Source organism: Pelotomaculum sp. PtaB.Bin117, assembly GCF_002067195.1.
Classification (GTDB): domain Bacteria; phylum Bacillota; class Desulfotomaculia; order Desulfotomaculales; family Pelotomaculaceae; genus Pelotomaculum_D; species Pelotomaculum_D terephthalicicum.
The window spans coordinates 17,836-39,713 of record NZ_MVQM01000034.1 but is presented as its reverse complement, the minus strand read 5'-3'; the positions used below and the strand labels follow the sequence as shown (position 1 = coordinate 39,713).

The following is a 21,878-nucleotide window of genomic DNA, read 5'->3' as shown; positions in this document are numbered from 1 at the left end:
CGTCCGGCAACATGATTTCGGAAAAATTTACATGGAACATATCAAATAACTAGATAATATATAGCTGATAAATAAATTACAGCTTAACATTTGACATTATCACAAGACTTATATATAATAGTTTCTAAAAAAAGCAAAAGGTGGTCTATCCAAAAATGGCATTTGAAATTTATAAGCCGAGAGGGGAACGGGCTGAAAAATTACCCCTTGTATCATTGTCAAAGAATTCCCTGGTGATGAACAACAAAGCACGCGAGAAATTAAACAAACCTGAAACTGTTGAATTAGCGTATGACAAGAATAGCAACACAATTAGAATCAAATCATCAAAAGACGGGCTAAATGTTAAAAAAACAAAGGTTTTTGCCAAAGGGTTTTTCAATTATTTTGATATAAACAAAAAGGGAAGATTCGCAGCTGTTTATGATGAAAACGAAAACGCCCTTTATGTAAGTATTGATGAAACTAACCTGCAATAAAGCAGGTTAGTTTATTTTTGCACATCTGGCCGGCGAAACAATATGGAGCAAATCAAAAGAACAATGAAGCTTGCCAGCAAACCTGCGTATAACGGGTCAATACCTTGGGGAACGGCTAGCTTCCAAAACAAATCAGCCAATGGTCCTACCGCCAGGGCTAAAACTCCGCCTACGGGGCTGACAAATTTTTTAAAGAAAATCGCCCCCAGCAGTGGCAGGAATATGCAGGCTCCGCGCAACCCCATGGAAAGAAAGCTCCACTGCAGGATCATTGATTTCAGGTTTCCGGTGACAAAGAGAATGGTCAAACCTACCACCGTCACCAATACTATCCTTGATGTCATCAGCATCTGGCGGTCGTCGGCCCGGGTATTGATATATTTCTGGTAAATATCCCTGGTAAACATAGTGCTGATTCCCAAAGTAAGACCGGCGGCGGTTCCTACAACGGCCACTAATAGCACAGCCAGGACAATCCCGCCGAGCCAGGGGGGCAAATAGTTGATCACAAACATCGGCAAGGCTTCAGAAGCAGGCATATCCGGGTAGTTCAATTTCATGTACATGCCGGCAAGAATTCCCGCCAAGCCACTCGGCAGCACAAGCATTCCTGAGCACAAAGCGCCGAATCTGGATATTCTTACATCTTTGCCGGAAAACATCGCCTGCAAATAAGTTTGTGTGGACATCACCCCGACAATTAGCGAAAAGCCCGCGGCTATATCTGTTGAAAATCCCCGGCCCAAAAGACTGAACCAGGGATACGGGGGAAATGAGCCTGCGAGGCCGGCCGCTCCCCCCGCCTTGAGGTAAGCCAGCACGCCTATGACAATCAAAGAACTATAAAGGATAGCCAGCTTAACAATTCCTACAATGCCGGTACTGATCACTCCCCCAAAATAAACATAGCATATTACCAGCACTATGGCGATCAAGGCGGCGTTAAAAGAACTAAGCTGAAATATCGGCGCGATCAAGGCGATGGCCGCTAAAATTTGGGCAATGATATTTAAAAATATACCCGTTGAACTAAAAATACTGGCGATAGGCCCTGCCGCCGGGCCATAGCTTTTAGCAAGAAACTGCGGCACCGTCTCTAATGCCGACTCCCGCAGAGGCCTGGCCAATAATAAGGCAAGCAAGAAACAGCCCGCTCCGGCGCCGAGGGTAAACCACCAGGCCGACAGGCCATACTTAAAAGCCAGTTCAGCTGTTCCTACGGTTGAAGCTCCTCCCACCAGCGTTCCGGTAATTGTTCCTATTATTAAAATTGCCCCGGCTTTTCTCCCGCCCACCGTGAAATCAGCGGCGCTGGCAACCCGTCTGCCCGCGTAAACACCCACCAAGGATACGAAAGTCAACGTAAGCACGATACTGATTATATGGGAATAAGTTAAGCCATACATGAGGATCTATCCCATCGCAGAACAGATTTTGGGTCAGCGGTTTTCATGGCACCTGCGTTTTAAACTGCCCCGGGCTGATTATTTGAATTACCCCACCCCAAGCGCACATTAATTTCGATGAATTATTCAGCGCCGGCATATTTCCAATTAGCACCTGCGGGCTGCCGGGCGCCCATGGAGCAGGCGTAACCGGCACGCAGGGCATGGGGGTTAAAACGCCCAAAGCCGCCGCTGTGGCAGATGCGACTGTAGGATTAGCCAAGGAATTGCACATCCCGAACGGCATTATGTTAACCATCGGCGCAAAATCCATTATCGTAGCGGCAGGCGTAGTTGCCAACACACGGTTGACCGGCAGCACCATCAACGTGGACGGCGCGACTCCGAAACTGCATTGCAAGTTAGCCCCGTTGCAGACAAGAACGCCCATCGACCGAATCACTCCCCAAATTTATGCTGATTAAACCGAAATCCTGGAATAAGCATGCGCCATTGTTTCCAGTTCCTTTCGGACACCCGGCAGCAAATAAAGAAATTCAAAGCCGCCATAAGGAATATTATCATAATATTTCAGCCAGGCAAAGCGCACTTTAACATTAAATGAAACATTATTTATTTTAAAGCTCGCGTAGGTATCATCACCGCTCTGCAGCATTTTCGCCAGCATGGGAACCATGTAAACCATCAAGCCGCCGGCCGAAAAATCCACCAGCGAGGTTTGCACGGCCATAGCGCCGGAAGTAAACTTAACATTTGTCGCGTATTTAGCGCGCACATAATTTCTTCTTTTTTGGTCAAAATGTTCCGGTATGGCCAGCCCGTAAAATTTTGAATAATCTTTTCCTGTTTCCACTAATATTGTTTCTGCGCTGTAAAACGCATATTGCAATGGCACACTTACCTTAACCTTCTGATTTTCCTGCAGCATCAAAACTTGTCCATTTATTCTTGGAAGGCCTATCCAGAAAAGTTTTTCATCAACTTCCGTGAGCACAGCTTTAAATTCAATTTTATCAGAAACCTGCAAATTGACCTCTTGTTTCACAACAATGATATCTTTCACATTCATCACGTTAACGCAACTCCTTAAATTTATACCCCATGGAATCCTGCAAGACTCGGAGCACGCAAAGCCCCGGTTTCTTATAGAGCGGCAGGTTAAACTGTTTCGGCACCGGCTGAAATTCACTGTTATAGAAAACACGCACCAGAGGAAAAAGCGAAAAACCTTTCGGGGTGTCGACCGCCATACCAATCATGCCGTTATTTAACTCAACAAGCGTTCCGGCGGGATAAGCGGCGATGTTGTGCATAAACGCTTTGGAGATATTATCCTTGACAAAATAGTCGCCTGCGGCGGAACACATCTCGAAAGCCTCATGAGGCGGGAAGGCCTTCCGGTAGACTCTGTCCGCCGTGATCGCGTCAAACCTGTCGGCAATGGCCACAACTTGAGAGAATTCATGGATTTTTTTATCCTGAATCCCCACCGGGTAACCTGAACCATCATAGTTTTCGTGGTGCTGAAGCGCCATGAGGGCCTGCACCTCACCGATATTTCCAGCCTCGTGAATCAGCTCGTAACCGAATATTGTATGCTTTTTCATTATATCAAATTCTTCCTTGCTTAACGCTCCCGGTTTGTTCAAAATTTGGTCCGGTATTTTAACCTTGCCCAGGTCATGCAGGAGCGCCCCAACCCCCAGCACTTCCAAATCTTCGCGGCTGTATCCCATGGTAATGCCGGTCATCAGGGACAGCGTGCAGACATTGACGGAATGAGCAAAAGTATAGTCATCCTGTGAACGCAAATCAACCAGGTTAAATATTAAATTCTTCCTGGCAAGGAGCTGCTCGGTAAATTCACCGACGGTATTATAAAGGTTCTGTGGTTCGATCACCAAGCGTCCGGAATCCTTCGCGTCAAGCAGGATATTTCTTACCTGGTTTACAGCCGCCAAGCGCGTCTGCCATTTAATTACGTCATTAACCTGTTGACCAAGCGGCGCCGCATCGTCCACCCAGGCAACAGTAACACCCTGTTTGAGCAACTGTTGCACGTAGGCGTCGGTGAGTTGCTTCCCGGCCATTATTAGTTCTTCACCTCTACTGTTGTAGATTCCGCTGCTGAGTATCATTCCCGGCCGGAGAGAAGAGATTTCAATTTTACGCAAAATCGACTCATCTCCAATGCTAATTTTCAAACAATATATTTTTTGGAAAAATTAATCTTTTTTTCTGCGTCAATTTAAATAAATCCTTTAGAGATATTGTCGATTTCTGTCGATCTGGTCTTTTTTTTGTATAAAATATTTATTTTTAATAAATTTTTACTGGTGTTTTGAAAAAATCTTTATTAATTTTATTGTCGTTGGAAGGATTTGCCAGACAATACGGCGAATATATATTTTAGAAAAAGAATTGGCCAATAGGGGGAGTGTGGCATGGGAAATCTTATATACGCCAGAAAACAAGATAAAAACGGTTTATCAGGCAGCAGTCATGGATGCGAAGGGCCTTACTCGCAGGCCGTTGTGCCGACGATTGATGTATATACCGCCAAGGTGCTGTTCAGCTTGACTCAAAAAATGATCGAGGATACCGTTGACAAACGCGTTTCCGCCTTGGAAAAAAATATTGAAAGAAGAGACCAGGAAGTTATGCGAACGATCCGCAGAATTCAAGCCCAAGTGATTGTACAGCAAAACAAATCCCCATTACCGTGGTGGAAAAAAATATTTAAGAACAAATAAACTATTTAGGTATCAGAATTCAGTAGTCAGTAAACCATTAATCATTTTTCTCATTCTGACTCCTGGATTCTGACTCCTGACTCCCGAATAATTACTTTTGGTCGTCATACGCGCTGCATTTCGGACAGTACAGCTTTACTCCCTTATCGCCTTCAGGCAAAGGCTTGCCGCATAAAATGCACTCACCCTTTGATTTCCTTTTCTCTTCAAGAACTGATCCCTGTTGTTCCTGAAGTATCCTTCCCACGATTTTGTCCTGCTCACCTTTTTTAATATTTGTGAATTGCAGGCCGATCATAAAGCGTTCTTTCTTTTCACTGTCACTGTTTTCCGTAACCCTCACCACCCGGCCTTTTAAATTCAATTCTTCGCCCGGAGACAATTCTAATATCACTTCTAATTCATCATTTTGCTGAAGTTCTTCACCTGTGGCAAAAAGAATTCCGCCGCCGCTCATATTTATAACCTTTGCCCGCTTGTATTTATTGTCCTCACCGCGCGCGTAAAGCAATTCCTGCTCGATGGAAAGACGCATCCAATTTCTCTGGGTGCTGCTTTCTGAAACTGCGCTGTCAAAATAATACCTTTTTTCATTCAATTTTTGTTGAGCACGATACCGGATAATGAGCAATCCCATCAGCAGAAGAACCAAACCCAGCCATAACCACAAATAACGTTGATTCTGCGTGGTCATTTCATTCATCGCTTTGCTAAAAGCCTGCGTAAGTTTCCACGCGTAACCCTCTTCGCCGGGGCTGGCGCAGGCGGGTGCAGCCGGCATTATCCCCCCGCAAACTACCGTTGCGGATAGTAACGCTAATAGTAAACTAATTCGTCTGATAATACAGGAAATCATTTATTCCCCCCCTTTATAAATTATTACAAACCATTGCCGCAAAAAAGTAAAGTGTTTGGCCGGAATATTTTTTATGCTTCTCTTGGATTAAAAGGTTTGCTTAGATATGCGCTTGCTAAATCATATAGAAATGATATAATGATTAAAGCCTGCTAAAGATCGATATACATCTCCTGACCGGGGTTGGTACTTCGTCCATGCAGAGCACTCTTAAAGGTAAGGAGATGTTTTTATTGTTTTCAAGCAAGTTCTTAACGTGCAAAGACTGTGGGGAAGAATTTGAATTCACGGTAGGTGAACAAGAATTTTTCGCCGAAAAAGGCTTTACCAATGAACCTTCCAGGTGTCCTTCCTGCCGTCAGGCACGAAAAAACCGCAACCGCGATCAAGGCAATTGGTCCGGCAACAGGAAAAACCGCCAGATGTATGAAGTTACTTGCGACGGCTGCGGCCAAATAGCGCGGGTGCCATTTCAGCCGGACGGTTCCAGGCCGGTTTATTGCAGCGATTGTTTCCGCAGCAATTCCAGCTACGCGCGGTAAATCTGTAAAAAAGGGGCGTTGCAAAACTTCGGTTTTCGTCACGCTCCTTTTTATTGTTAGGCAATCAGGCGATAATCGCTAAAATAAAAATTGTTGGGCAAGGTAATTAAATTACTGATGCTGGCAATACTATAGGTAGTCTATTAAATAGATGGATATATTTTACAGGAGGAATTAATATTATGTTTGGCACGGTCAAATGGTTTAACGACAGTAAAGGGTACGGGTTTATTGAACAAGAGGACGGAACGGACATTTTTGTCCATTATTCAGCCATACAAAATTCCGGCTTTAAAACCCTGAGCGAAGGCCAGAAGGTAAAATTCGACATTAACCCCGGCCCGCGCGGGCAGCAAGCATCCAATGTGCAGATAGTTTAACGGCAAACGGATAGAATACAAGCAGATAGAATAATGATAAAACCCACTCTAACCTACTCTCGGCCAGCAGTGGGTTTTATCTTTTTATAACGCATCGTTAGATTCTAGGAAAAACTCTTTTTCAGCTTAAAAAGTTCTTTGAACGCTCTCAGGATCACCGTAAGCTTTGCTCCTGTCTGCTCTCCGGCAATGCGCGGGTAGTGGTTTACGCCCACTTCGGTTATGAGATACCCACGCGCCTTTGCCTTAGCCAAAATTTCAGTGTCAATGAGAGCCCCCTGTGATTCCAGGGTAATTTCGTCAAATATTTTACGGCGGTAGAGCTTGAATGCGGAATCCACATCTGATACTTTGAACTTGAATAGCAAATTCACCATTGCGCCCCATAAAAAAGCGTTTATTTTGCGGATAAAAGGATCCCGGCGGTTAATCCGGTAGCCCGAAACTATATCATACTTTTCAATTAACGGCAGAAGTTTTGTAATATCTTCTATTCTGAATTGACCATCCCCGTCGGTATAAAAAACGAGCTCTTTGGCGGCGTTTTTAAACCCGGTTTGCAAAGCGGCGCCGTAGCCTTTATTCTTTTCATGGTTAATTAACCTTATTTCCGGGTGTTCACCGGCCAGTCGCTCAGCAATTTCACCAGTGCGGTCCCGGCTGCCGTCGTTGACGATAATGATTTCAAAGTCATCTGATATCTTAGGAGCAACGGCCAGGGCTTCCAGAGCCACTCTCTCCACGTTTTCTTCTTCGTTGTAACAAGGAAAAAAAATTGAAATGGGGTACTTCTTCATAGTCCGCTCCTTTTAAGGCTTTGCATTATCAAAAGCAATATTATGGTACTCCCTTCCGTCGGGAAAGTCAAATTCAATATAGTATTCTACCGCAGCGACTCAGCGATGCTCAGAATTTCTTCAACCGGCAGAGTGCCTTCTATGGTGATCAGCAAACGGTCCTGCTGGAAAATAACAGTAAACCGTCCGGGCGGGGTGGATTCCAACAAGGCGCCGCTCTGCCCGTTTATTTTTATTTCTTTCCCCTTCGCTGGACTATCTTCTGAAACATTCGCTTCAGGCGCCAGCCTCTCTTCGATCCCGAATATCAGGTTACCGGCTTTATAATTAATATTTACCGTGTTCTCACTGCGGGAGAGGCTTTCCATCACCGTTCCCTCCGGTAGATAAGAAGGCAGCAGCGGCACCAGCTTATTATCGGCATTGACCTTGTCAATCTCTTTCCCGGCGCTGGTTGCCGCGGCATCATTCTCTGCCGCTGCCGCGCCTTCAATTTCATTCGCTCTTTTTGCTGGTTCCTCCTTCTTTAAAGAAGTCTCGGTGAAAGAACAAGGATTAATCCCGGTAGCGCTATCTGCATCGCCAACCAGCGTTTCAGCCGGCAGCTTCTCCATCACCCTTGAGGATTTCTTTATATTTGCAGATTGCTTCTGAACATCCGGGTTACTTTCACCAACGGGGTCCTCGGTAATTACAGGTTGAACATCCTCATCCGCGTCTAATTGATATACTTGGCTCTGGTCAGCAGCTTCCGGCGGACTCGCTTGCTCAGTTGCTTCAGGTAATGATTCCCCGTTCATGACATTACTATCCGGGCGGCCGCCAAATTGCTGGTGGAACATGCCGTAAGCGGCGGCAAAAATGAGCAGCGCGGCGGCAATGCCGGCGTAGCCTCTCTGCAGTCGCTTGTAGAAAGGCAACCGCCTGCCGCGCTTCTTAATTTCATCGTCAATTTTCGATTGCAGGCCTTCAGGCAAAGGGATCTCCGCAAACATGCGCCTGACTTCCAGGCGCAGAAAGTCGTCCGCCTGCTTCAACTTGTTGAATTCCCGGCGGCAATGGCTGCACTGCTCCAGGTGATTGTCGACAGCTTCCTTTCTTTCCCGGGTCAAGTCACCGTCAAGGTAGTCGTTAAACCAATCTTTTATGCTGTCACAACGCATTTTCTTGGCCTCTTTCCAAAACCTCTTTTAATGTCGCGCGGGCGTTAGCCAATCGTGATTTTACCGTTCCCACCGGTATCCTCAGCATTTTAGCCACCGTTTTAATATCCAAATCCATCTCGTAATACATCACCAGGACGGTCTTGTGCGCGTTATTCAATAACCCTAAGGCATCCCTCAATTCCAGTGCCCGGTCACATTCGCCAGTCCAGTCCTCAGTAACGGCAGTGTCCCAATCCGCCATTCTTTCGAGCAAGACTCCTTCCCGATGTTTTTTCCGCAGGCAGTCATGGCACAGGTTTATTACAATACGGGTGAGCCATGTTTTAAAAGACGACTCCAGGCGAAATCCCGCCAGTTTACGATAACAAAGCAAAAAGGACTCCTGCACCAAGTCCTCCGCGTCACTGTGGCTTTGCAGGACAGTATAAGCGATCCTGAAAGCGTAGCTCAAGTATTTGCCGGTTAACTCCGAAAAAGCTTCTTTATCGCCAGCCTGAGCGGCCCGCACCAAATCGCGCTCGCTCATAACCACCTTCGTTCCCATATGTCCAAACGCTTCTTTCTTAACTGTTAGACGACTAACAAGCAGGGGAGGTTCATATTTTAATATCATTATAATCTAAAATTGGTTCTTCAACATCTACAATATTTAATATATTTGTCATTTAATATATTTGTTTTCTAAATATCTTTTTTACTAAAGATCCGCAGTGCGAGGAGCAAGAACCCCAGGATATAGCAAGCCGCGTACGCCAGCATCCAGACACTCGGCTCCGCGCCGCTGCCGAACGGACCCAGCATCGTCATGGATAAAGACGCGCCCGGCACGGACAAGAGCGAATAAACGATTTTGCGGTAAACGGCGTCGGCGGGCATAAGCAGGCTGGACGCAATACCGATGTTCACCATCATATTGCTGCCGGCCAGGTAGCCTATTTGTTCCAGCATACCGCCGACAACTCCTACCGAGTAAAGCATAAACGCGGCGATGCCGTTGGCCAAGGTGGAGAGAAAAGTAGAGCCCAGCATGGCCACCGCCAGGAGAATTAACGGCTGCAGGCAGAAAAGACCGGCCGCCGCCGCTTTAACCGGGATGTCCAGCCCTGTATTATAATGAACGATAAGCAGTACGGCGATGTAAAACAAGGCCGCGAAGACAGTCAGCATCAAACTGTAGCCGCAGAATTTTCCCAGGATGATCGTTGAGCGCCTCACCGGCCCCGGCACGATAGCGTGCATTATTCCGTTCTCAATTTCACTGGAAATAGTGCCGACCGCGGCCATGACAGCTAAAAATGAGATTATGAAACTGCCGAAATACAGGCCCAGGGCAAGAAACTGCGGCGCGATCAAAGCCTTTAGCGGCCCCGCGCCGCGGCTCATCTCCTGGTAGCCATAGTGAACAGCGGCGCCGTACAACGCCAGAAAAACAGCGGCTAAGATGACGGTTACCAGGAGTATCCGGCGCCGGACTATCTCCTTAAAAGTCAACAAAATAATGGTCAGCATGACTAATGATCACCTCTTTGAATGAGGTCTACAAATAAATCTTCAAGAGAATTGTGCTTGGCGCCAAGACTGTAAAGCCGGCCGCCGTTTTTAACCACCGCTTCGGCCAGGGCCGGGATCTGTCCGCTGTGTTCCAGGACAACATTGACATACCGGCCTTCCACGGCAATCTTTTTGCTCAGGGCGGCAAGCTCCGCCAGCGCCGGCCTGGTGAGGCCCTCCGCTTGCATTTCCACTTCTACTGTCTGGGCAAGCAGTTCATCCAGCGTCCCGCCAGCCACTATTTTCCCCTTATTAATTATCGCCACCCGGTCGCAGATCATCTCCACCTCACTCAAGAGGTGGCTGTTCAGGAAAATGGTTTTGCCGCTGCCGCGCAATTCCAGCATAATTTCACGCACCTCACGCCTTCCCAGGGGGTCCAGGGCGGAAGCCGGCTCGTCCAGGAAGAGCAGGGCGGGGTCGTGCAGCAAGGCGCAGGCCAACCCCACCCGCTGCTGCATGCCCTTGCTGTAAGCCCCGACCTTTTGTTTCTCTTTGCCGGCCAGCCCCACCTGCTCCAGCACCGCCGGAACGCGCTGCTTCCTTTCCGTTCCGCTCATCCCGCGCAGGGAGGCGTGGAAGGAAAGCAGTTCTTCGCCCGTCAGCCAGTCCTGATAGCGAAAGTTTTCCGGCAGATAACCAATCTTGCGTCTTGCTCCAAGATCGCCCAGCGGCCGTCCCAGGATGCGCGCCGTCCCGGAAGTAGGAAAAAGAAGTCCCACCAGCATCTTGACCAGGGTGCTTTTCCCCGCGCCGTTGGGTCCGAGAAAACCGAAGATTTGCCCCTCGTTCACCGAGAGGCAAATCTTTGAACACGCGGCTTTGGCGCCGTACATCTTGGTCAGGTTTTCGGTTTCCAGAATCATTTTTTTTACCTCGCTACTGCATTGCGGAGGCCACGTCCAAGGCTTGTTCCAGGGTCAGGCTGCCACTGATTGCGTGCACAACGCCGTCCTTTTGCCAGATCAAGCTGTTATATGGAGAATGGCTGCCGCTGTCTTTTGCATCGGTGGCTGGCGTGATAAATACGCCCTGCGCCCCGGCCACGTTAACATCCAGGGTGGTGCCGCCGACATCAGGCACAAGCAAGGTATGCTGCCAATCGTTAATGGAAGCTATTTGCCCGCGCAGGCTGTCGGGCAGGAACGGCAACGCCAGCAGCGCGTCCCGGATGGTGCTCACGTCCGCGCCGTCCGCCGCCAATTCGGGACTCCGGCCCTGCATCACAAAAACACTCGCGTCACCTGAACCGGCATACCGCGCGCTAACCACGGCGGGCACTTTTACCGTGAACATCTTGCCGTTCAGTTCATCAGGCAGGAGTTTTTCACTGCCAAGAGATTTTAAAACCTGGTTGGTGTTATCGGTATTCAAGGTCAGGTTCAGGGTTCCCCCGGAGTTCAGACTAACTTCCTGCAAACGGTAACCGGCCGGCGGCGGTTCAGGCAGCTTGAGCTGGAAATCAACCGCTTCGCGCGCCTCTTCCACTGACACTTTACTCGTGGTTTGCTTACCAATAAACTCTAATTTGCCGAAATTTTCGATATCAACCTGACCGGCCCCGCTGCGAATCGCCTTTTCAATGTTCGCTAAATCAGCGGGGGCAATGCTGATAGTTTTAACTTTTTCCACCCGGAAAACAGTGAGCAACTCGCCCGCCACGGAGCGCACCGAACTGAAACTAAGGGCTATCGCCACCGCCAAAACCAATGACGCCGCGGTTGCGGCCACCCGGTATCTTGACAACATCTGCAAGACTCCTTTCTTCACTTCAACATTATTTTGCCTTTGGATCCGGCCGTTGCTGAACCGGTGCCAGGCGTTGCCGGCGTCAATACCGGCCTGGCCGAGGGTCCGCAGGTAACCGGCCATCTTGGCATCGGTAAAGACCTGGTTTTCCTTTAATTGATCCAGAGCATCGCGGCACGCACTACATTCCGTCAAGTGTTTTTCAAGCGCAGCTCGTTTACTGCCGGCAACTTCCCCATCCAGGAAAGCCTGCAGCGCGCCGGTATCATAACACACCGCCATCACTCTCCTTGAGCCTGGTGTATTCGGTCTTGAATCTGGCGCGAGCCCGCGCCAGCAGGGTGCCGATTGATGATTCCCGCACATCCAGCACTTCGGCCAAGCCGGCGTAACTCATCCCGGAAAACTTCAGAAGCAAACAAGCCCGGTCTCTCTCCGGCAGGTTCTCCAGGACGCGCCGGGTGAAGGCCGCTTCCTCCTCCCGCACCAACGCTTCTTCCGGACCCTCTGCCACTGAAGCGTCCCACTGCCGCCCGGTGCGGCTTTCCCGCTGTCGCCTGCTGTTCTCACTGCGCAACTGGTTGTAGGCCAGGTTTGTCGCCACTTTAGCGAGCCAACCGTTCAGGTTGGCGGACTCCCGGGGCGGTGTCAGGTAAAGCTTGATAAACGTTTCCTGGGCAACGTCCTCCGCGGCGGCGCGGCTGCCCAGCAGGCCGATCAGCCTCCTGCACACGGCCGGGTAATAGCGGTCGAAAAGCACCTTGAAAACAGCTGGTTTTATTCTGTGTCCATCATTTTCCGGCGAGTTCATCCGGGTCCTCCAGACTGGGTGATTTCATTATATATAACAGAGACAAAAGTATTTTTGTGACAGTTATAATTATAATACCACTCCATCAAGGTGTGGTTACCATAGAATATTTTACCAGCCAGGCAAGAACTATCCTATCCCTATTTGCCTGCATGACCGTCCTTATTTGACTACTGTTGACAGTTATAATAAAATTAGCAAATGAAAAAATAGGTTGCGGCGGAGGGCTTAATTGAAGGAACGTTTGAGAGAGTTGGATTTGTATCCAATATTGCATAAGCTTATCAAGGAACATGAAAAGCTAATATTAGCTGTTTCGTTCGTGGTAACTTTTTACTTTCAATTAGCTGATTATCTCTATGGTTATGAATTATTCCTGCTGCCCAAAAGCGGATTTAAATATTATTCAATTTTATTTTTCCCCTGGCTCTTTTATTTCGTGCTCGGCAAAGAACGTGTCGTAAAAATCATCAGCATGTGGTTGCATTATTAATAAAGGCGCCGCCGTTTATTTTCTTCTCGTTTACTGTGACAGAAACAACTAAGGCCTGTTATTGTTTTTATTTTTCAAAAAACCCAACCAGTATATCAACTGCTTCTTCAAGAATATCCGCCGGAGCTTTTTCCTTAAACCTTGCCTTCCTGGCGAGCATGTCTAATGCCTTTACCTGCTCGCACATTATAACACCTGTGGTGGCAGTTCTTTCATCAAGGGGCACATGCAATGGAAACCCGCGACTGGTGTTTGTTATCGGACAGACAACCGCGATTTTGGTAAAGTTGTTAAAAGTATCATTACTGACCACCAACGCCGGACGCCTGCCTTTTTGTTCATGTCCCGCCTGTGGGTCAAACTCAAGGGTTATGATATCTCCCTGTGCAGGTGTGTAGGGCATTACCTACACCTCTTTTCCCCTCGGGTTGCCTGTATCCCACTCCCTGCTCCTATAATCACCACTATAACCGGCCAAGCGTTCTTCTATCGTTTTATGTTTTTTATTTGCACGACTAATAATGATACATCCTTTTTCCGCTCTTATTTCCACCCTGTCGTTCTCGCGCATGGCGGCATCCTCTAATACAACTTTTGGCAAACGGACCGCCTGGCTGTTTCCCCATTTTTGAATAGTAGTATACACGGTGCGTCACCTCCGACATAAGTATATACATAGTATATACTTGCGTCAATATATAATTAACATAGCGCGCTATAACCGTAACGGGTAATGTGGCGCATGCCCGCTTTGACTTTCCACTTAGCGCCAGTATATTTCTATGACGTCCCCTTCTTTCAGCGCGTCGGTAAATCCGGCGGCGGCGCCGTTCAGGCGCAACACCGGCGGGCCGGTGTGCGCCGCCGGGTCCAGCTCGATATGGTTAAGCACATCCACAAAGATATAATGCTTTTTCCCAGTCAGGTTGATTTTTTTCCCGTTTGCCGTGACGGAAATTGCTTCGCCGGACAACCGGCCCGTACCGCTCCCGTCTACCGCCGGGTCATCACTCTCAGAGCCCGGGAGTTTTTTTTTGACAAACGTTACATAGTCCCCGTCCTTTAAAACTTGTTCCAAGGTTGCTGCAACACCGTTAACCTTGATTGGCTGATCCGCCGGATCGGCTGTCTCAAAAAGCTCTCCCACGGTTTTGACCGTTTTTATCTCCAGATGGTCGCCATCCATTATCTCGCAATCATAAGAAGCTGTTTCCCCGTTGATAATAAAAACCGGCTCGATTGCCCTGGGTTCGCCGTTCAAAGTAATGCTGACTCCTTCCAGGCCGTCCAGGAAATCCCGGACGTAAGCCCTGGCGTCCGCACCGGTCCCGGCTTTTAAAACATTAATCTCGTCTCCGTCTTTTATAGTTGATTTCAAATTGGCCTTTTCACCGTTTATGTATATTTCCGCCGGACTGGCCAAGCTCCCGTAAACCACCTCGGGCCTGCCGTTCAGGGTAAATTTCAAATCCTTGCCGTTTTGCCCGATTAAATCCCTGGGATTGAACTCCAACAGGCTGAGGGCGTTTGACACATTAAGGTCCTTTGAATTAAAAAGGCGGAATTCCTTGCCGTCAACTTTAATAGTAACAAAATTTTGCCCCAGTTTTTTGATGGCCACTGTGGCAATCCCCACTACCGTAACCCCTTCGGGTCCGTCCAGGCCTTCCTCGTCGACAGTCAGGTTCTGGACGGCCGCTCTCCCCCGGACGGCGACTTTTTGCGCGTCTATGCCCAACTTTTCCGCCAGTTTGCCGGTCAGCCCCGGCAAACGCGAGCCGCCTCCCACGCAAAAGACTGTGCGCGGCGGTTCTCCGCCGTTGAGGTTAATAATGGACCCGGCTATCTCACCGGCCATCTTGTCCAATACCGGCTCGATCACGGCAGCCACCTCAGCGGCGGTAACCGTGTTCTCGACCCCCAGAACATCTTTGTAAACTATCTTCCCGCCTTTTTCCATTGACCGTTTAATTTTTTCCGCCCAGTTAAAGTCAACCAATAAAGCTTCGGCCACAGCCTCGGTTATTTCGTCACCGGCCACCGGCACCATGCCGTACGACACCACCGCCCCCTTTCTGGTGATGGCGATATCCGATGTGCCCGCGCCGATATCAATCAGCGCCAGATTTAACAGTCTCATACTTTCCGGAATCAGCACCTCGATGGCCGCGATTGGTTCCAGGGTCAGGTTCACCGGCTCCAGACCCACTCTTCCCAACACTGCGTAAAGCCCGTTCACCACCGATTCCGGCAGGAAAGTAGCCAAAACGTCGGCGCCGATAATCTTGCCGCGATGCCCGATTAAATTGGTGACCGGGTAGTTGTTTAAATAATATTTGACAATACTGTAGCCCACGCAATAAAATTTCTCTGTGCTTCCGGCAATAGCCGTGTCAACCTCCTGGTGGGCGCTCCTGATCCCGGTTATTTCCAAGCTGTTTACCATAGTGCCGTCTATTTCCACATGGTCATCAATTTCCATTTCCACGTGGCACTGTTTGGTTGCCAGGGACCTTCCCGCGGCGGCTATGGCCGCTTTGTTCAACTTAAACCCAACCATTTTTTCAAGAGCGCGTTTGACTTCCAGCACAGTGTCCGCGACTTTGGGGATATCGTGAATCTGGCCGTCAAACATGGACCGGCTGCCGTGCTCAGCCAGATGCTGGGCCACTATGCGCAGCAGGCCCGACTCCACCAGGGCCACGATGCCGATTACCGTTCTTGTCCCAATATCCAGGGCGAATATGGAGTTTTCCGCGGAGGGAATTATTTTTGCCATTTTACACCTCAAAGCTTGAATTTCCTTTGGCAAATTTCAACAAAAAGTATAACCTATATACTCCTGTTAATCAACTATTCATCAATATATCCCCGTCCAGCTCAACTAACTCGTGAACTTGCTTTAAATGGCACGCAGGGACACGCAGGCTCATGTTTCGGCCCTGCAATAGTCCTTTTGCCGCTCATACCGGTTTTTTTGCTTGTAGCTTCGTTCAAATTTTACGGTTCACCAATACACCATGTCCGTTGTCAGGCCCATTTTTCCACATAATGATAGCGTCTTCATTGTTGTCGGTATAATACTTTTTCCTCAGCCCTTTTTCAATGAAACCCAGAGTAGCGTAAAGATGCCGCGCGACCAGGTTTGACGGACGCACTTCCAGAGTCATCTTGAAGACCCCCATCAAAGCGGCCCGCCTGATCAATTCCATCATCAGCAATTTGCCGATATTATTCATCCGGTAATCGGGATGCACCGCCACATTGGTGATCTGCGCCTCTTCGAGAACAAGCCACATTCCCCCGTAGCCTGCCACCTGTTTATTTACTAACGCCACAATATAATGGGCGAAACTGTTTTTTATTTCGGAAGAAAAAGTCTGGCGGGACCAGGGAGCAGGGTAAGACGCCTGTTCGATTTTAAACACTTGATCCAGGTGTTCAGGACTCATTTCACAAAAAGCAACTTTCACTATGCTATCCCCCGGAACAGTGTTTTTTCCGCCAAATTACCTCAGCCTCGGAAAGCCTGATATATTCAGGCTGCAACCGCAGGGGGCTGACGCCCCTGCCGTTGTCGAACGCGGCCAAGCCCAGCTCGGCTACCACGGCGCCCCTCGGGTAGCCCGCGGCCAGCGGGGCAAATGCCGCCAACGGCCCCAGTCCGGCTATAAGCCGGAGCTCGTAAACCGGCACGCCATCTCCTAAAAAAGTCACCGGCTTTTGATAACCCGCCAACAATTCGATTAATTCCTCTATCCGCACGGCCCTTGGACTCACCAGCAAAACCGGAGCCTGGCCGGTATGATCATAAACAGCGGTGTACACTTCATTCTTTCGCGCGTTTAATATCGGGCATACTAAACGCTTATGTGCGTCAAGCGCGTAAGCGAGGGTATCAAGGGTGGAAATACCCGTCACCGGCAGCTTCCACACTTGGGCCAAAGTCTTGGCGGTACTCATGCCAATCCGCAGGCCGGTGAAAGAGCCCGGCCCGCTGGACACCGCTATGCCGGCCAGGTTGCGGCGTTCAACCTCCGCGTCTTCGAGTACCGCCTTAATCATCGGCAGCAGGTTTACCGAATGGGTTCTTTTATTTAAAACCATGCGCTCGGCCAGGATTCCCTCCCTACCGGCGACGGCAACCGCGGCCACCGGAGTGGCAGATTCAATCCCCAGCACATACAAGGTCCATCAACTCCTCAATCAAGCCTGTCATGCCCTCCCCATATGGAACAAAAGTGATCTTTCTGACGTCCTCACTCTCCGGACTCCTGTCAATCCTGTCAATGAAGACATCCAGTCTTACTTCCGGGAGCAGTTCAGCCACGCGCTCCGCCCACTCTATTACCGTCGCGCCATTGCCGTAAAAATATTCTTCATAACCCAGATCTTCTAATGCCAGCGCGTCTTCCAGGCGGTAAAAATCCATATGATACAGAGGCAGCCGGCCCTGATACTCATTTATGAGGGTAAAAGTGGGGCTGGTCACCGGCCCGGCGACCTCCATGCCGCGGGCCACTCCCTGGGCAAACCGGGTTTTTCCGGCCCCAAGGTCACCGTTCAGACAAACCACGTCACCCGCGCGCAGCAAGGCGCCTAGCTTTTCCCCGACACAGGCGGTTTCTTCCGGTGTTGTAGTCTTAATTGCAAGCAACACTTTCACCCCGATATCTTTAACGCCTCTACCCCGACCAGGGTTAAACATTAAATATTATAACAGATACTGACATTTTATACTTTTCATTATAACAAAAAGTTTGCCCAAAAAACAAAAAACCCCTCCCGCTATCGGAAGGAAATAAACAATATTGAAATTATTCAACCGCTTGCCGCGGTCTTACCAAAAGTTGGGCAATTCCTGTCAAATCTCTGCAGGAATTCTTTTAGCTCGTCCACGTCAAACGGTTTGCCGATGCAGGTAAGCGCTCCCTTTTTCATAGCTTGCGACACCGTTTGTTCCGAACTGAACGCAGTCATGATCACCACGTTTGTTTCGGGGGCCAGCGCTTTTATTTTTTCCAAAGCCTCCAGCCCCCCCATCAAGGGCATCCGTACATCCATAAAGACTAAATCGGGACGGATAGAACGAGCCAATTCAACTGCTTCAAGTCCATTACTAGCTGTATAAGCCCGATGACCTGAATCCTGAACAACAATTTCAAGCAAATAACGCACCCCGGCCTGATCGTCAACAATTAGAACATTTAACGGCTCTTGCTGCATTTCAATCACCTCCCGACAATAAATTTACATTATATAGCAATTCAGTTTAATAATTCAATTATATCATTTCGACAACTAATTGCAATATTTCTGAAGAAGTTTCTCTTGTTTCTTTAATAATTTATCAATTTAACCAACATTTTGTTCTCCGGTGAGAAACTTCTATACAATTGAATAAACCTTTACCCCGTTTATAAAGACTTTTTCCACACGGCAAAGAAAGTCAAAGGGATGCCGGTCCAATACGATAAAATCAGCGTCTTTTCCCGGTTCCAAACTACCCAGGCGGTGGTCCAGCTTCAATATCTTCGCGGCGTTAATAGTAACCGCCCGCAGAGCGGCGTCCACGGTCAAACCGCCTTTAACAGTCATGGCGGCGGATATTGCCAGGAACTGAATGGGCACGACCGGGTGGTCGGTCATTATGGCAAACAGTACACCGGCCTCTGAGAGCACTCTGGCCGTTTGCAGAGTCAGTCCCTGCATTTCTACTTTGGCCCGGTTTGTGATCACCGGTCCAATGACGGCGGGAACCCCCAGCTCTGCCAGTTTCCGCGCTACAATATGGCCCTCGGTACAGTGTTCGACAACCAACTCCACCTGAAATTCCCGGGCGATGCGGACCGCGGTCATGATATCATCGGCGCGGTGGGCGTGTACCCGCAGAGGAATCTCCCGTTTCAGCACCCTGGCCAGCGCCTCCATCTTCAGGTCTTTCTCGACAGCTGCCGCATTTCCGGCACCGCCGGCAGCAGACTTCTTTAGGTATTCCTGTCCGCGCGCCAGCGCTTCTCTCAAAATAGCCGCGGAAGCCATGCGGGTGGCGGGCGTTTTCTTTTCACGCCCGTAGCTGCGTTTGGGATTTTCACCTAAAGCGGCCTTTAAACCGGCCGGGAAGCGGACGATCATATCATCTATCACAGTACCGTACGTCTTTACCGCCGCCATTTCACCACCGATGATATTGGCGCTGCCGGGTCCTGTCACAACAGTAGTGACCCCTCCCGCGAGAGCGTCGCGAAATCCCAGATCAGCCGGGTTGACTGCGTCGATGGCGCGCAAGTGCGGAGTGACCGGGTCGGTGCTTTCGTTACAGTCATCCCCTTCTTCCCGGTATATCTCTTCAACAATGCCGAGGTGACTGTGCGCGTCAATCATTCCGGGCATAACCACTTTTCCCGTCGCGTCAACGCTATCCGCGCCCCGGGGAATTACCATCCCTTGCTCAATTCCGAATATTTTGCCTTTATCTACCAGGAGGGTTCCTCTATCTATTACGCGCCCCGCCATGGTAATAATCATGCCGCCTGCAACAGCCAGCACCTGACCGTCACCCCTTTTTGTTAAAAAAAAACATCCTCCTATGGAAATTCTTTTTTATAAATCCAACAAACCGAGACTTATTTCCACAGCCTGTTTTACTTTAATCATCATCTCGCTGTCAAGAGACGTTATCTTTTCCAGAAGCCTGCTTTTGTCTATAGTCCTGATTTGTTCCAGCAGTATTACTGAATTCTTCCCCATGCCACCCGGGTGAGACGGCATCTCAACGTGTGTCGGAAGCTTGGCCTTGGCGATTTGGGACGTGATCGCGGCAACAATAGTGGTAGGGCTGTACTGGTTGCCAATGTTATTTTGTATTATCAGCACCGGCCTTGTCCCCCCCTGTTCCGAGCCGACAACCGGACTCAGATCGGCATAAAAAATATCACCCCGGCGGATCAGCATGACTCACTTTACCTCCGTCCCCGGTAGTTCGAACTTTTGGGTTACTTCTGATTCCAAGCGATAATGCTCAATGGCAAGCGCGAGGTTTATATTAGCCATTTCAATGTATCCTTTTTTCATTTGCTCAATGAACAACCGCCTTCTCCAGTCTTCAATGTAAAGCTTCACGGCCTCGCCAACAACATCGCTCCGGCTGATCTGCTCGGCGGCTGCGATCCGGTCCACTTCGGCCAGAAGCGGATCGGGCAAACTGACTATAATTTTCTTGACCCGTGGCACCAACCGGACCTCCTTCATGAAGCGGTAATAGTTAAAGTATTCAGAATTCAGGAGTCGGAATTCGGCATTTTGGGGCGCTGCAAACCATTATCTAATTCTCTTATTTTGGGCTACCGACTCTTAAAAATATCAGTATTTCACCGCGTCGTGACCGCGCAGCAGGGCAACTTTCCCGGTGCGCACCATCTCCACAATACCGTAGTCCTCCAGCGCCGCGCAAAACGCGTTTATTTTATTCTCATCACCCAGTATCTCGATAATCATAGTAACCTTGCCCACGTCAATTATATTGGCCCGGAACACTGAAACAAGATTGATTATGTCAGACCTGCGGTCGACTGCGACATTCACCTTGATTAAAGCGAGCTCGCGGGCTACCGAGTCTTCATACTTCAGTTCAACTATCTTAATAACGTCGACCAGCTTTGACAACTGCTTCATCACCTGATCCAGGATATAATCATCTCCCTGGATAACAATAGTAATGCGTGTAACTCCGAGCTCTTCGGTATATCCGGCGGCGATACTCTCAATGTTAAATACCCTCCTGCTGAGCAGTCCGGATATCCGGGCCAGGACGCCCGGTTTATTGGTTACCAACACTGCCAGAGTATGTCTCAAATTCAACCCTCCCGCCCGATAATATGAACAATGTGAATGCTGTATAAAAGTAAGCTTTATAAGATTATAAAAGCATTCATAGCACATATTATACCATAAATAAAGCATAAAAGTCTTTCTTTCTTAAACTGATAAACAAAGCCGGTATAAAGTTAGCTTAAAGATTTCAAATGGATTTTATGTTATTATATAGCTACGGAAAGTTCCGGAGGTCATTATGATCAATTTAAATAAAATATCAATTTTCGAGGGTCTGGAGCAGAGTGAATTGGACCGGGTGGTAAAGTGGATCGCCAAGCGGACTTACCCCAAAGGAACAACCATATTCGTCGAGGGGGAAGAAACCGACGGCATATATATCGTCACTTCCGGTCATGTCAAGGTTTCAAAGCTGCACAAAGACGGTAGGGAAAAAACGCTGGCAATATTAAGCGAAGGCGACATCTTGGGAGAAATGACCCTTTTCGGCCTCGGCCTGCGCACGGCCACGGCTGAAACACTTGAACATACTACCGTACTGGTGATACCAAAAGTTAACTTCCGGTCCTTGTTAATGGAAACACCAAAAATATCCGTGAAAATTATTGAAATTTTATCAAACAGGTTAAAGCAGGCAAACAGACAAATTGAGGAACTGGTATTTTTAAACGCCCGTTCCCGGGTGATCTACAACTTAATCAGCCTGGCCAAAGTATACGGCCGGCCGGAAGAAGGGGAAATCAACATATCCCTGCAGTTGACTCACGCGGAACTCGCCAAGCTTGTCGGAATATCCAGGGAAACGATGACAAAAGTGCTCGCTGAATTGCAGGAGAGCAATTTAATCAAAGTCACCCGGAAAAAACTTCAAGTGATTAACCTGGACAATCTATACCAGCAAGTGATGTAGCGGCAATTTTTACGGATATATCCCCTTGCCAAAAATACACCGCCGGGTTAAAATAACTTAAGATAAACATGATAGTAAGATACGCTGATGTATCGAGTTGAGGCCAAAGGTGTCCTTAAATGCTATGAGATTTATGGCATTTGAGACACCTT

At 48.6% G+C, this 21,878-nt stretch carries 29 protein-coding genes; 6 read left to right on the top strand and 23 right to left on the bottom strand.

Annotated features, from left to right (window positions below):
• The first annotated feature begins 155 nt into the window (after positions 1-155).
• Positions 156-479, top strand: a complete 324-nt coding sequence (locus A4E54_RS01560; protein WP_240081938.1) for a hypothetical protein — start codon at positions 156-158, stop codon at positions 477-479.
• 11 nt (positions 480-490) lie between these two features.
• Here the strand turns inward: A4E54_RS01560 and A4E54_RS01555 are convergent, their stop codons facing one another.
• The 4 genes from A4E54_RS01555 to A4E54_RS01540 all read right to left on the bottom strand — a co-directional run bounded on the left by A4E54_RS01555 (position 491) and on the right by A4E54_RS01540 (position 4,059).
• Positions 491-1,885 carry a sodium:solute symporter family protein gene (locus tag A4E54_RS01555; RefSeq protein WP_240081939.1) on the bottom strand — a complete coding sequence of 465 codons (1,395 nt, stop codon included), beginning with the start codon at positions 1,883-1,885 and terminating at the stop codon, positions 491-493.
• Positions 1,886-1,928: 43 nt separating this feature from the next.
• Positions 1,929-2,249 carry a DUF4280 domain-containing protein gene (locus A4E54_RS01550; RefSeq protein WP_240082160.1) on the bottom strand — a complete coding sequence of 107 codons (321 nt, stop codon included), beginning with the start codon at positions 2,247-2,249 and terminating at the stop codon, positions 1,929-1,931.
• Between the two features lie 96 nt (positions 2,250-2,345).
• Positions 2,346-2,954, bottom strand: a complete 609-nt coding sequence (locus A4E54_RS01545) for a PilZ domain-containing protein (RefSeq protein ID WP_240082161.1) — start codon at positions 2,952-2,954, stop codon at positions 2,346-2,348.
• Positions 2,955-2,958: 4 nt separating this feature from the next.
• Entirely contained in the window at positions 2,959-4,059 is a 1,101-nt protein-coding gene (locus tag A4E54_RS01540; RefSeq protein WP_286723927.1) for an HD-GYP domain-containing protein, read from the bottom strand.
• Positions 4,060-4,329: 270 nt separating this feature from the next.
• On the opposite strand from A4E54_RS01540, the gene A4E54_RS01535 reads away from it, so the two are divergent.
• On the top strand, positions 4,330-4,638 hold the full coding sequence (locus tag A4E54_RS01535; protein WP_240081941.1) for a hypothetical protein: 309 nt from the start codon (positions 4,330-4,332) through the stop codon (positions 4,636-4,638).
• A 91-nt stretch (positions 4,639-4,729) separates the two neighbouring features.
• Here the strand turns inward: A4E54_RS01535 and A4E54_RS01530 are convergent, their stop codons facing one another.
• On the bottom strand, positions 4,730-5,419 hold the full coding sequence (locus A4E54_RS01530) for a PilZ domain-containing protein (RefSeq protein ID WP_286723925.1): 690 nt from the start codon (positions 5,417-5,419) through the stop codon (positions 4,730-4,732).
• 308 nt (positions 5,420-5,727) lie between these two features.
• Here A4E54_RS01530 and A4E54_RS01525 point away from each other — a divergent pair, with 308 nt between their 5' ends.
• Together A4E54_RS01525 and A4E54_RS01520 are read left to right on the top strand one after the other, a co-directional pair.
• Complete coding sequence (locus tag A4E54_RS01525; RefSeq protein WP_240081943.1) at positions 5,728-6,036, top strand: zinc-ribbon domain containing protein; 309 nt, start codon at positions 5,728-5,730, stop codon at positions 6,034-6,036.
• Between the two features lie 182 nt (positions 6,037-6,218).
• Positions 6,219-6,416 carry a cold-shock protein gene (locus A4E54_RS01520; RefSeq protein ID WP_248285778.1) on the top strand — a complete coding sequence of 66 codons (198 nt, stop codon included), beginning with the start codon at positions 6,219-6,221 and terminating at the stop codon, positions 6,414-6,416.
• A gap of 104 nt (positions 6,417-6,520) precedes the next feature.
• On the opposite strand, the gene A4E54_RS01515 is transcribed toward A4E54_RS01520, so the two are convergent.
• The 7 genes from A4E54_RS01515 to A4E54_RS01485 form a co-directional block, all read right to left on the bottom strand.
• Entirely contained in the window at positions 6,521-7,213 is a 693-nt protein-coding gene (locus tag A4E54_RS01515) for a glycosyltransferase family 2 protein (RefSeq protein ID WP_240081944.1), read from the bottom strand.
• Positions 7,214-7,299: 86 nt separating this feature from the next.
• Positions 7,300-8,376 carry a DUF4367 domain-containing protein gene (locus A4E54_RS01510; RefSeq protein ID WP_286723921.1) on the bottom strand — a complete coding sequence of 359 codons (1,077 nt, stop codon included), beginning with the start codon at positions 8,374-8,376 and terminating at the stop codon, positions 7,300-7,302.
• Positions 8,366-8,905 carry an RNA polymerase sigma factor gene (locus A4E54_RS01505; RefSeq protein WP_240081946.1) on the bottom strand — a complete coding sequence of 180 codons (540 nt, stop codon included), beginning with the start codon at positions 8,903-8,905 and terminating at the stop codon, positions 8,366-8,368. The genes A4E54_RS01510 and A4E54_RS01505 overlap by 11 nt, the downstream gene beginning before the upstream one ends.
• Before the next feature lie 155 nt (positions 8,906-9,060).
• The gene (locus A4E54_RS01500) at positions 9,061-9,888 is read right to left on the bottom strand and encodes an ABC transporter permease (RefSeq protein ID WP_240081947.1); all 828 of its coding nucleotides are present in this window, start codon (positions 9,886-9,888) and stop codon (positions 9,061-9,063) included.
• A gap of 2 nt (positions 9,889-9,890) precedes the next feature.
• The gene (locus tag A4E54_RS01495; RefSeq protein WP_286723918.1) at positions 9,891-10,796 is read right to left on the bottom strand and encodes an ABC transporter ATP-binding protein; all 906 of its coding nucleotides are present in this window, start codon (positions 10,794-10,796) and stop codon (positions 9,891-9,893) included.
• 13 nt (positions 10,797-10,809) lie between these two features.
• Positions 10,810-11,955 carry a zf-HC2 domain-containing protein gene (locus A4E54_RS01490; RefSeq protein ID WP_286723916.1) on the bottom strand — a complete coding sequence of 382 codons (1,146 nt, stop codon included), beginning with the start codon at positions 11,953-11,955 and terminating at the stop codon, positions 10,810-10,812.
• Positions 11,945-12,490 (bottom strand): RNA polymerase sigma factor SigX, encoded by a 546-nt coding sequence (locus A4E54_RS01485; protein ID WP_286723913.1) that lies wholly within the window; start codon positions 12,488-12,490, stop codon positions 11,945-11,947. The genes A4E54_RS01490 and A4E54_RS01485 overlap by 11 nt, the downstream gene beginning before the upstream one ends.
• 232 nt (positions 12,491-12,722) lie before the next feature.
• Here A4E54_RS01485 and A4E54_RS01480 point away from each other — a divergent pair, with 232 nt between their 5' ends.
• Positions 12,723-12,983: a hypothetical protein gene (locus A4E54_RS01480; protein WP_286723911.1), complete on the top strand. Its 261-nt coding sequence runs from the start codon at positions 12,723-12,725 to the stop codon at positions 12,981-12,983.
• A gap of 67 nt (positions 12,984-13,050) precedes the next feature.
• Here the strand turns inward: A4E54_RS01480 and A4E54_RS01475 are convergent, their stop codons facing one another.
• The 11 genes from A4E54_RS01475 to ilvN all read right to left on the bottom strand — a co-directional run bounded on the left by A4E54_RS01475 (position 13,051) and on the right by ilvN (position 20,837).
• Positions 13,051-13,386 (bottom strand): type II toxin-antitoxin system PemK/MazF family toxin, encoded by a 336-nt coding sequence (locus tag A4E54_RS01475; RefSeq protein WP_286723909.1) that lies wholly within the window; start codon positions 13,384-13,386, stop codon positions 13,051-13,053.
• Positions 13,387-13,389: 3 nt separating this feature from the next.
• Entirely contained in the window at positions 13,390-13,629 is a 240-nt protein-coding gene (locus A4E54_RS01470) for an AbrB/MazE/SpoVT family DNA-binding domain-containing protein (protein ID WP_240081953.1), read from the bottom strand.
• Positions 13,630-13,746: 117 nt separating this feature from the next.
• Positions 13,747-15,762 (bottom strand): cell division protein FtsA, encoded by a 2,016-nt coding sequence (locus tag A4E54_RS01465; RefSeq protein ID WP_240081954.1) that lies wholly within the window; start codon positions 15,760-15,762, stop codon positions 13,747-13,749.
• Between the two features lie 214 nt (positions 15,763-15,976).
• Positions 15,977-16,456 (bottom strand): ribosomal protein S18-alanine N-acetyltransferase, encoded by a 480-nt coding sequence (gene rimI, locus A4E54_RS01460; protein ID WP_312038046.1) that lies wholly within the window; start codon positions 16,454-16,456, stop codon positions 15,977-15,979.
• Between the two features lie 4 nt (positions 16,457-16,460).
• Positions 16,461-17,165: a tRNA (adenosine(37)-N6)-threonylcarbamoyltransferase complex dimerization subunit type 1 TsaB gene (gene tsaB, locus A4E54_RS01455; RefSeq protein ID WP_312038051.1), complete on the bottom strand. Its 705-nt coding sequence runs from the start codon at positions 17,163-17,165 to the stop codon at positions 16,461-16,463.
• The gene (gene tsaE / locus A4E54_RS01450) at positions 17,152-17,640 is read right to left on the bottom strand and encodes a tRNA (adenosine(37)-N6)-threonylcarbamoyltransferase complex ATPase subunit type 1 TsaE (protein ID WP_286723904.1); all 489 of its coding nucleotides are present in this window, start codon (positions 17,638-17,640) and stop codon (positions 17,152-17,154) included. The genes tsaB and tsaE overlap by 14 nt, the downstream gene beginning before the upstream one ends.
• Positions 17,641-17,804: 164 nt before the next feature.
• Complete coding sequence (locus A4E54_RS01445) at positions 17,805-18,209, bottom strand: response regulator (RefSeq protein ID WP_240081957.1); 405 nt, start codon at positions 18,207-18,209, stop codon at positions 17,805-17,807.
• A 162-nt stretch (positions 18,210-18,371) separates the two neighbouring features.
• On the bottom strand, positions 18,372-19,532 hold the full coding sequence (locus A4E54_RS01440) for an amidohydrolase (RefSeq protein ID WP_286723902.1): 1,161 nt from the start codon (positions 19,530-19,532) through the stop codon (positions 18,372-18,374).
• 54 nt (positions 19,533-19,586) lie between these two features.
• Positions 19,587-19,937: a type II toxin-antitoxin system PemK/MazF family toxin gene (locus A4E54_RS01435; RefSeq protein ID WP_240081959.1), complete on the bottom strand. Its 351-nt coding sequence runs from the start codon at positions 19,935-19,937 to the stop codon at positions 19,587-19,589.
• Between the two features lie 3 nt (positions 19,938-19,940).
• Entirely contained in the window at positions 19,941-20,216 is a 276-nt protein-coding gene (locus A4E54_RS01430) for a CopG family ribbon-helix-helix protein (protein WP_240081960.1), read from the bottom strand.
• 129 nt (positions 20,217-20,345) lie between these two features.
• Positions 20,346-20,837, bottom strand: a complete 492-nt coding sequence (gene ilvN / locus A4E54_RS01425; protein WP_240081961.1) for an acetolactate synthase small subunit — start codon at positions 20,835-20,837, stop codon at positions 20,346-20,348.
• A gap of 217 nt (positions 20,838-21,054) precedes the next feature.
• On the opposite strand from ilvN, the gene A4E54_RS01420 reads away from it, so the two are divergent.
• Entirely contained in the window at positions 21,055-21,726 is a 672-nt protein-coding gene (locus A4E54_RS01420) for a Crp/Fnr family transcriptional regulator (RefSeq protein WP_240081962.1), read from the top strand.
• The last annotated feature ends 152 nt before the right edge of the window (positions 21,727-21,878 follow it).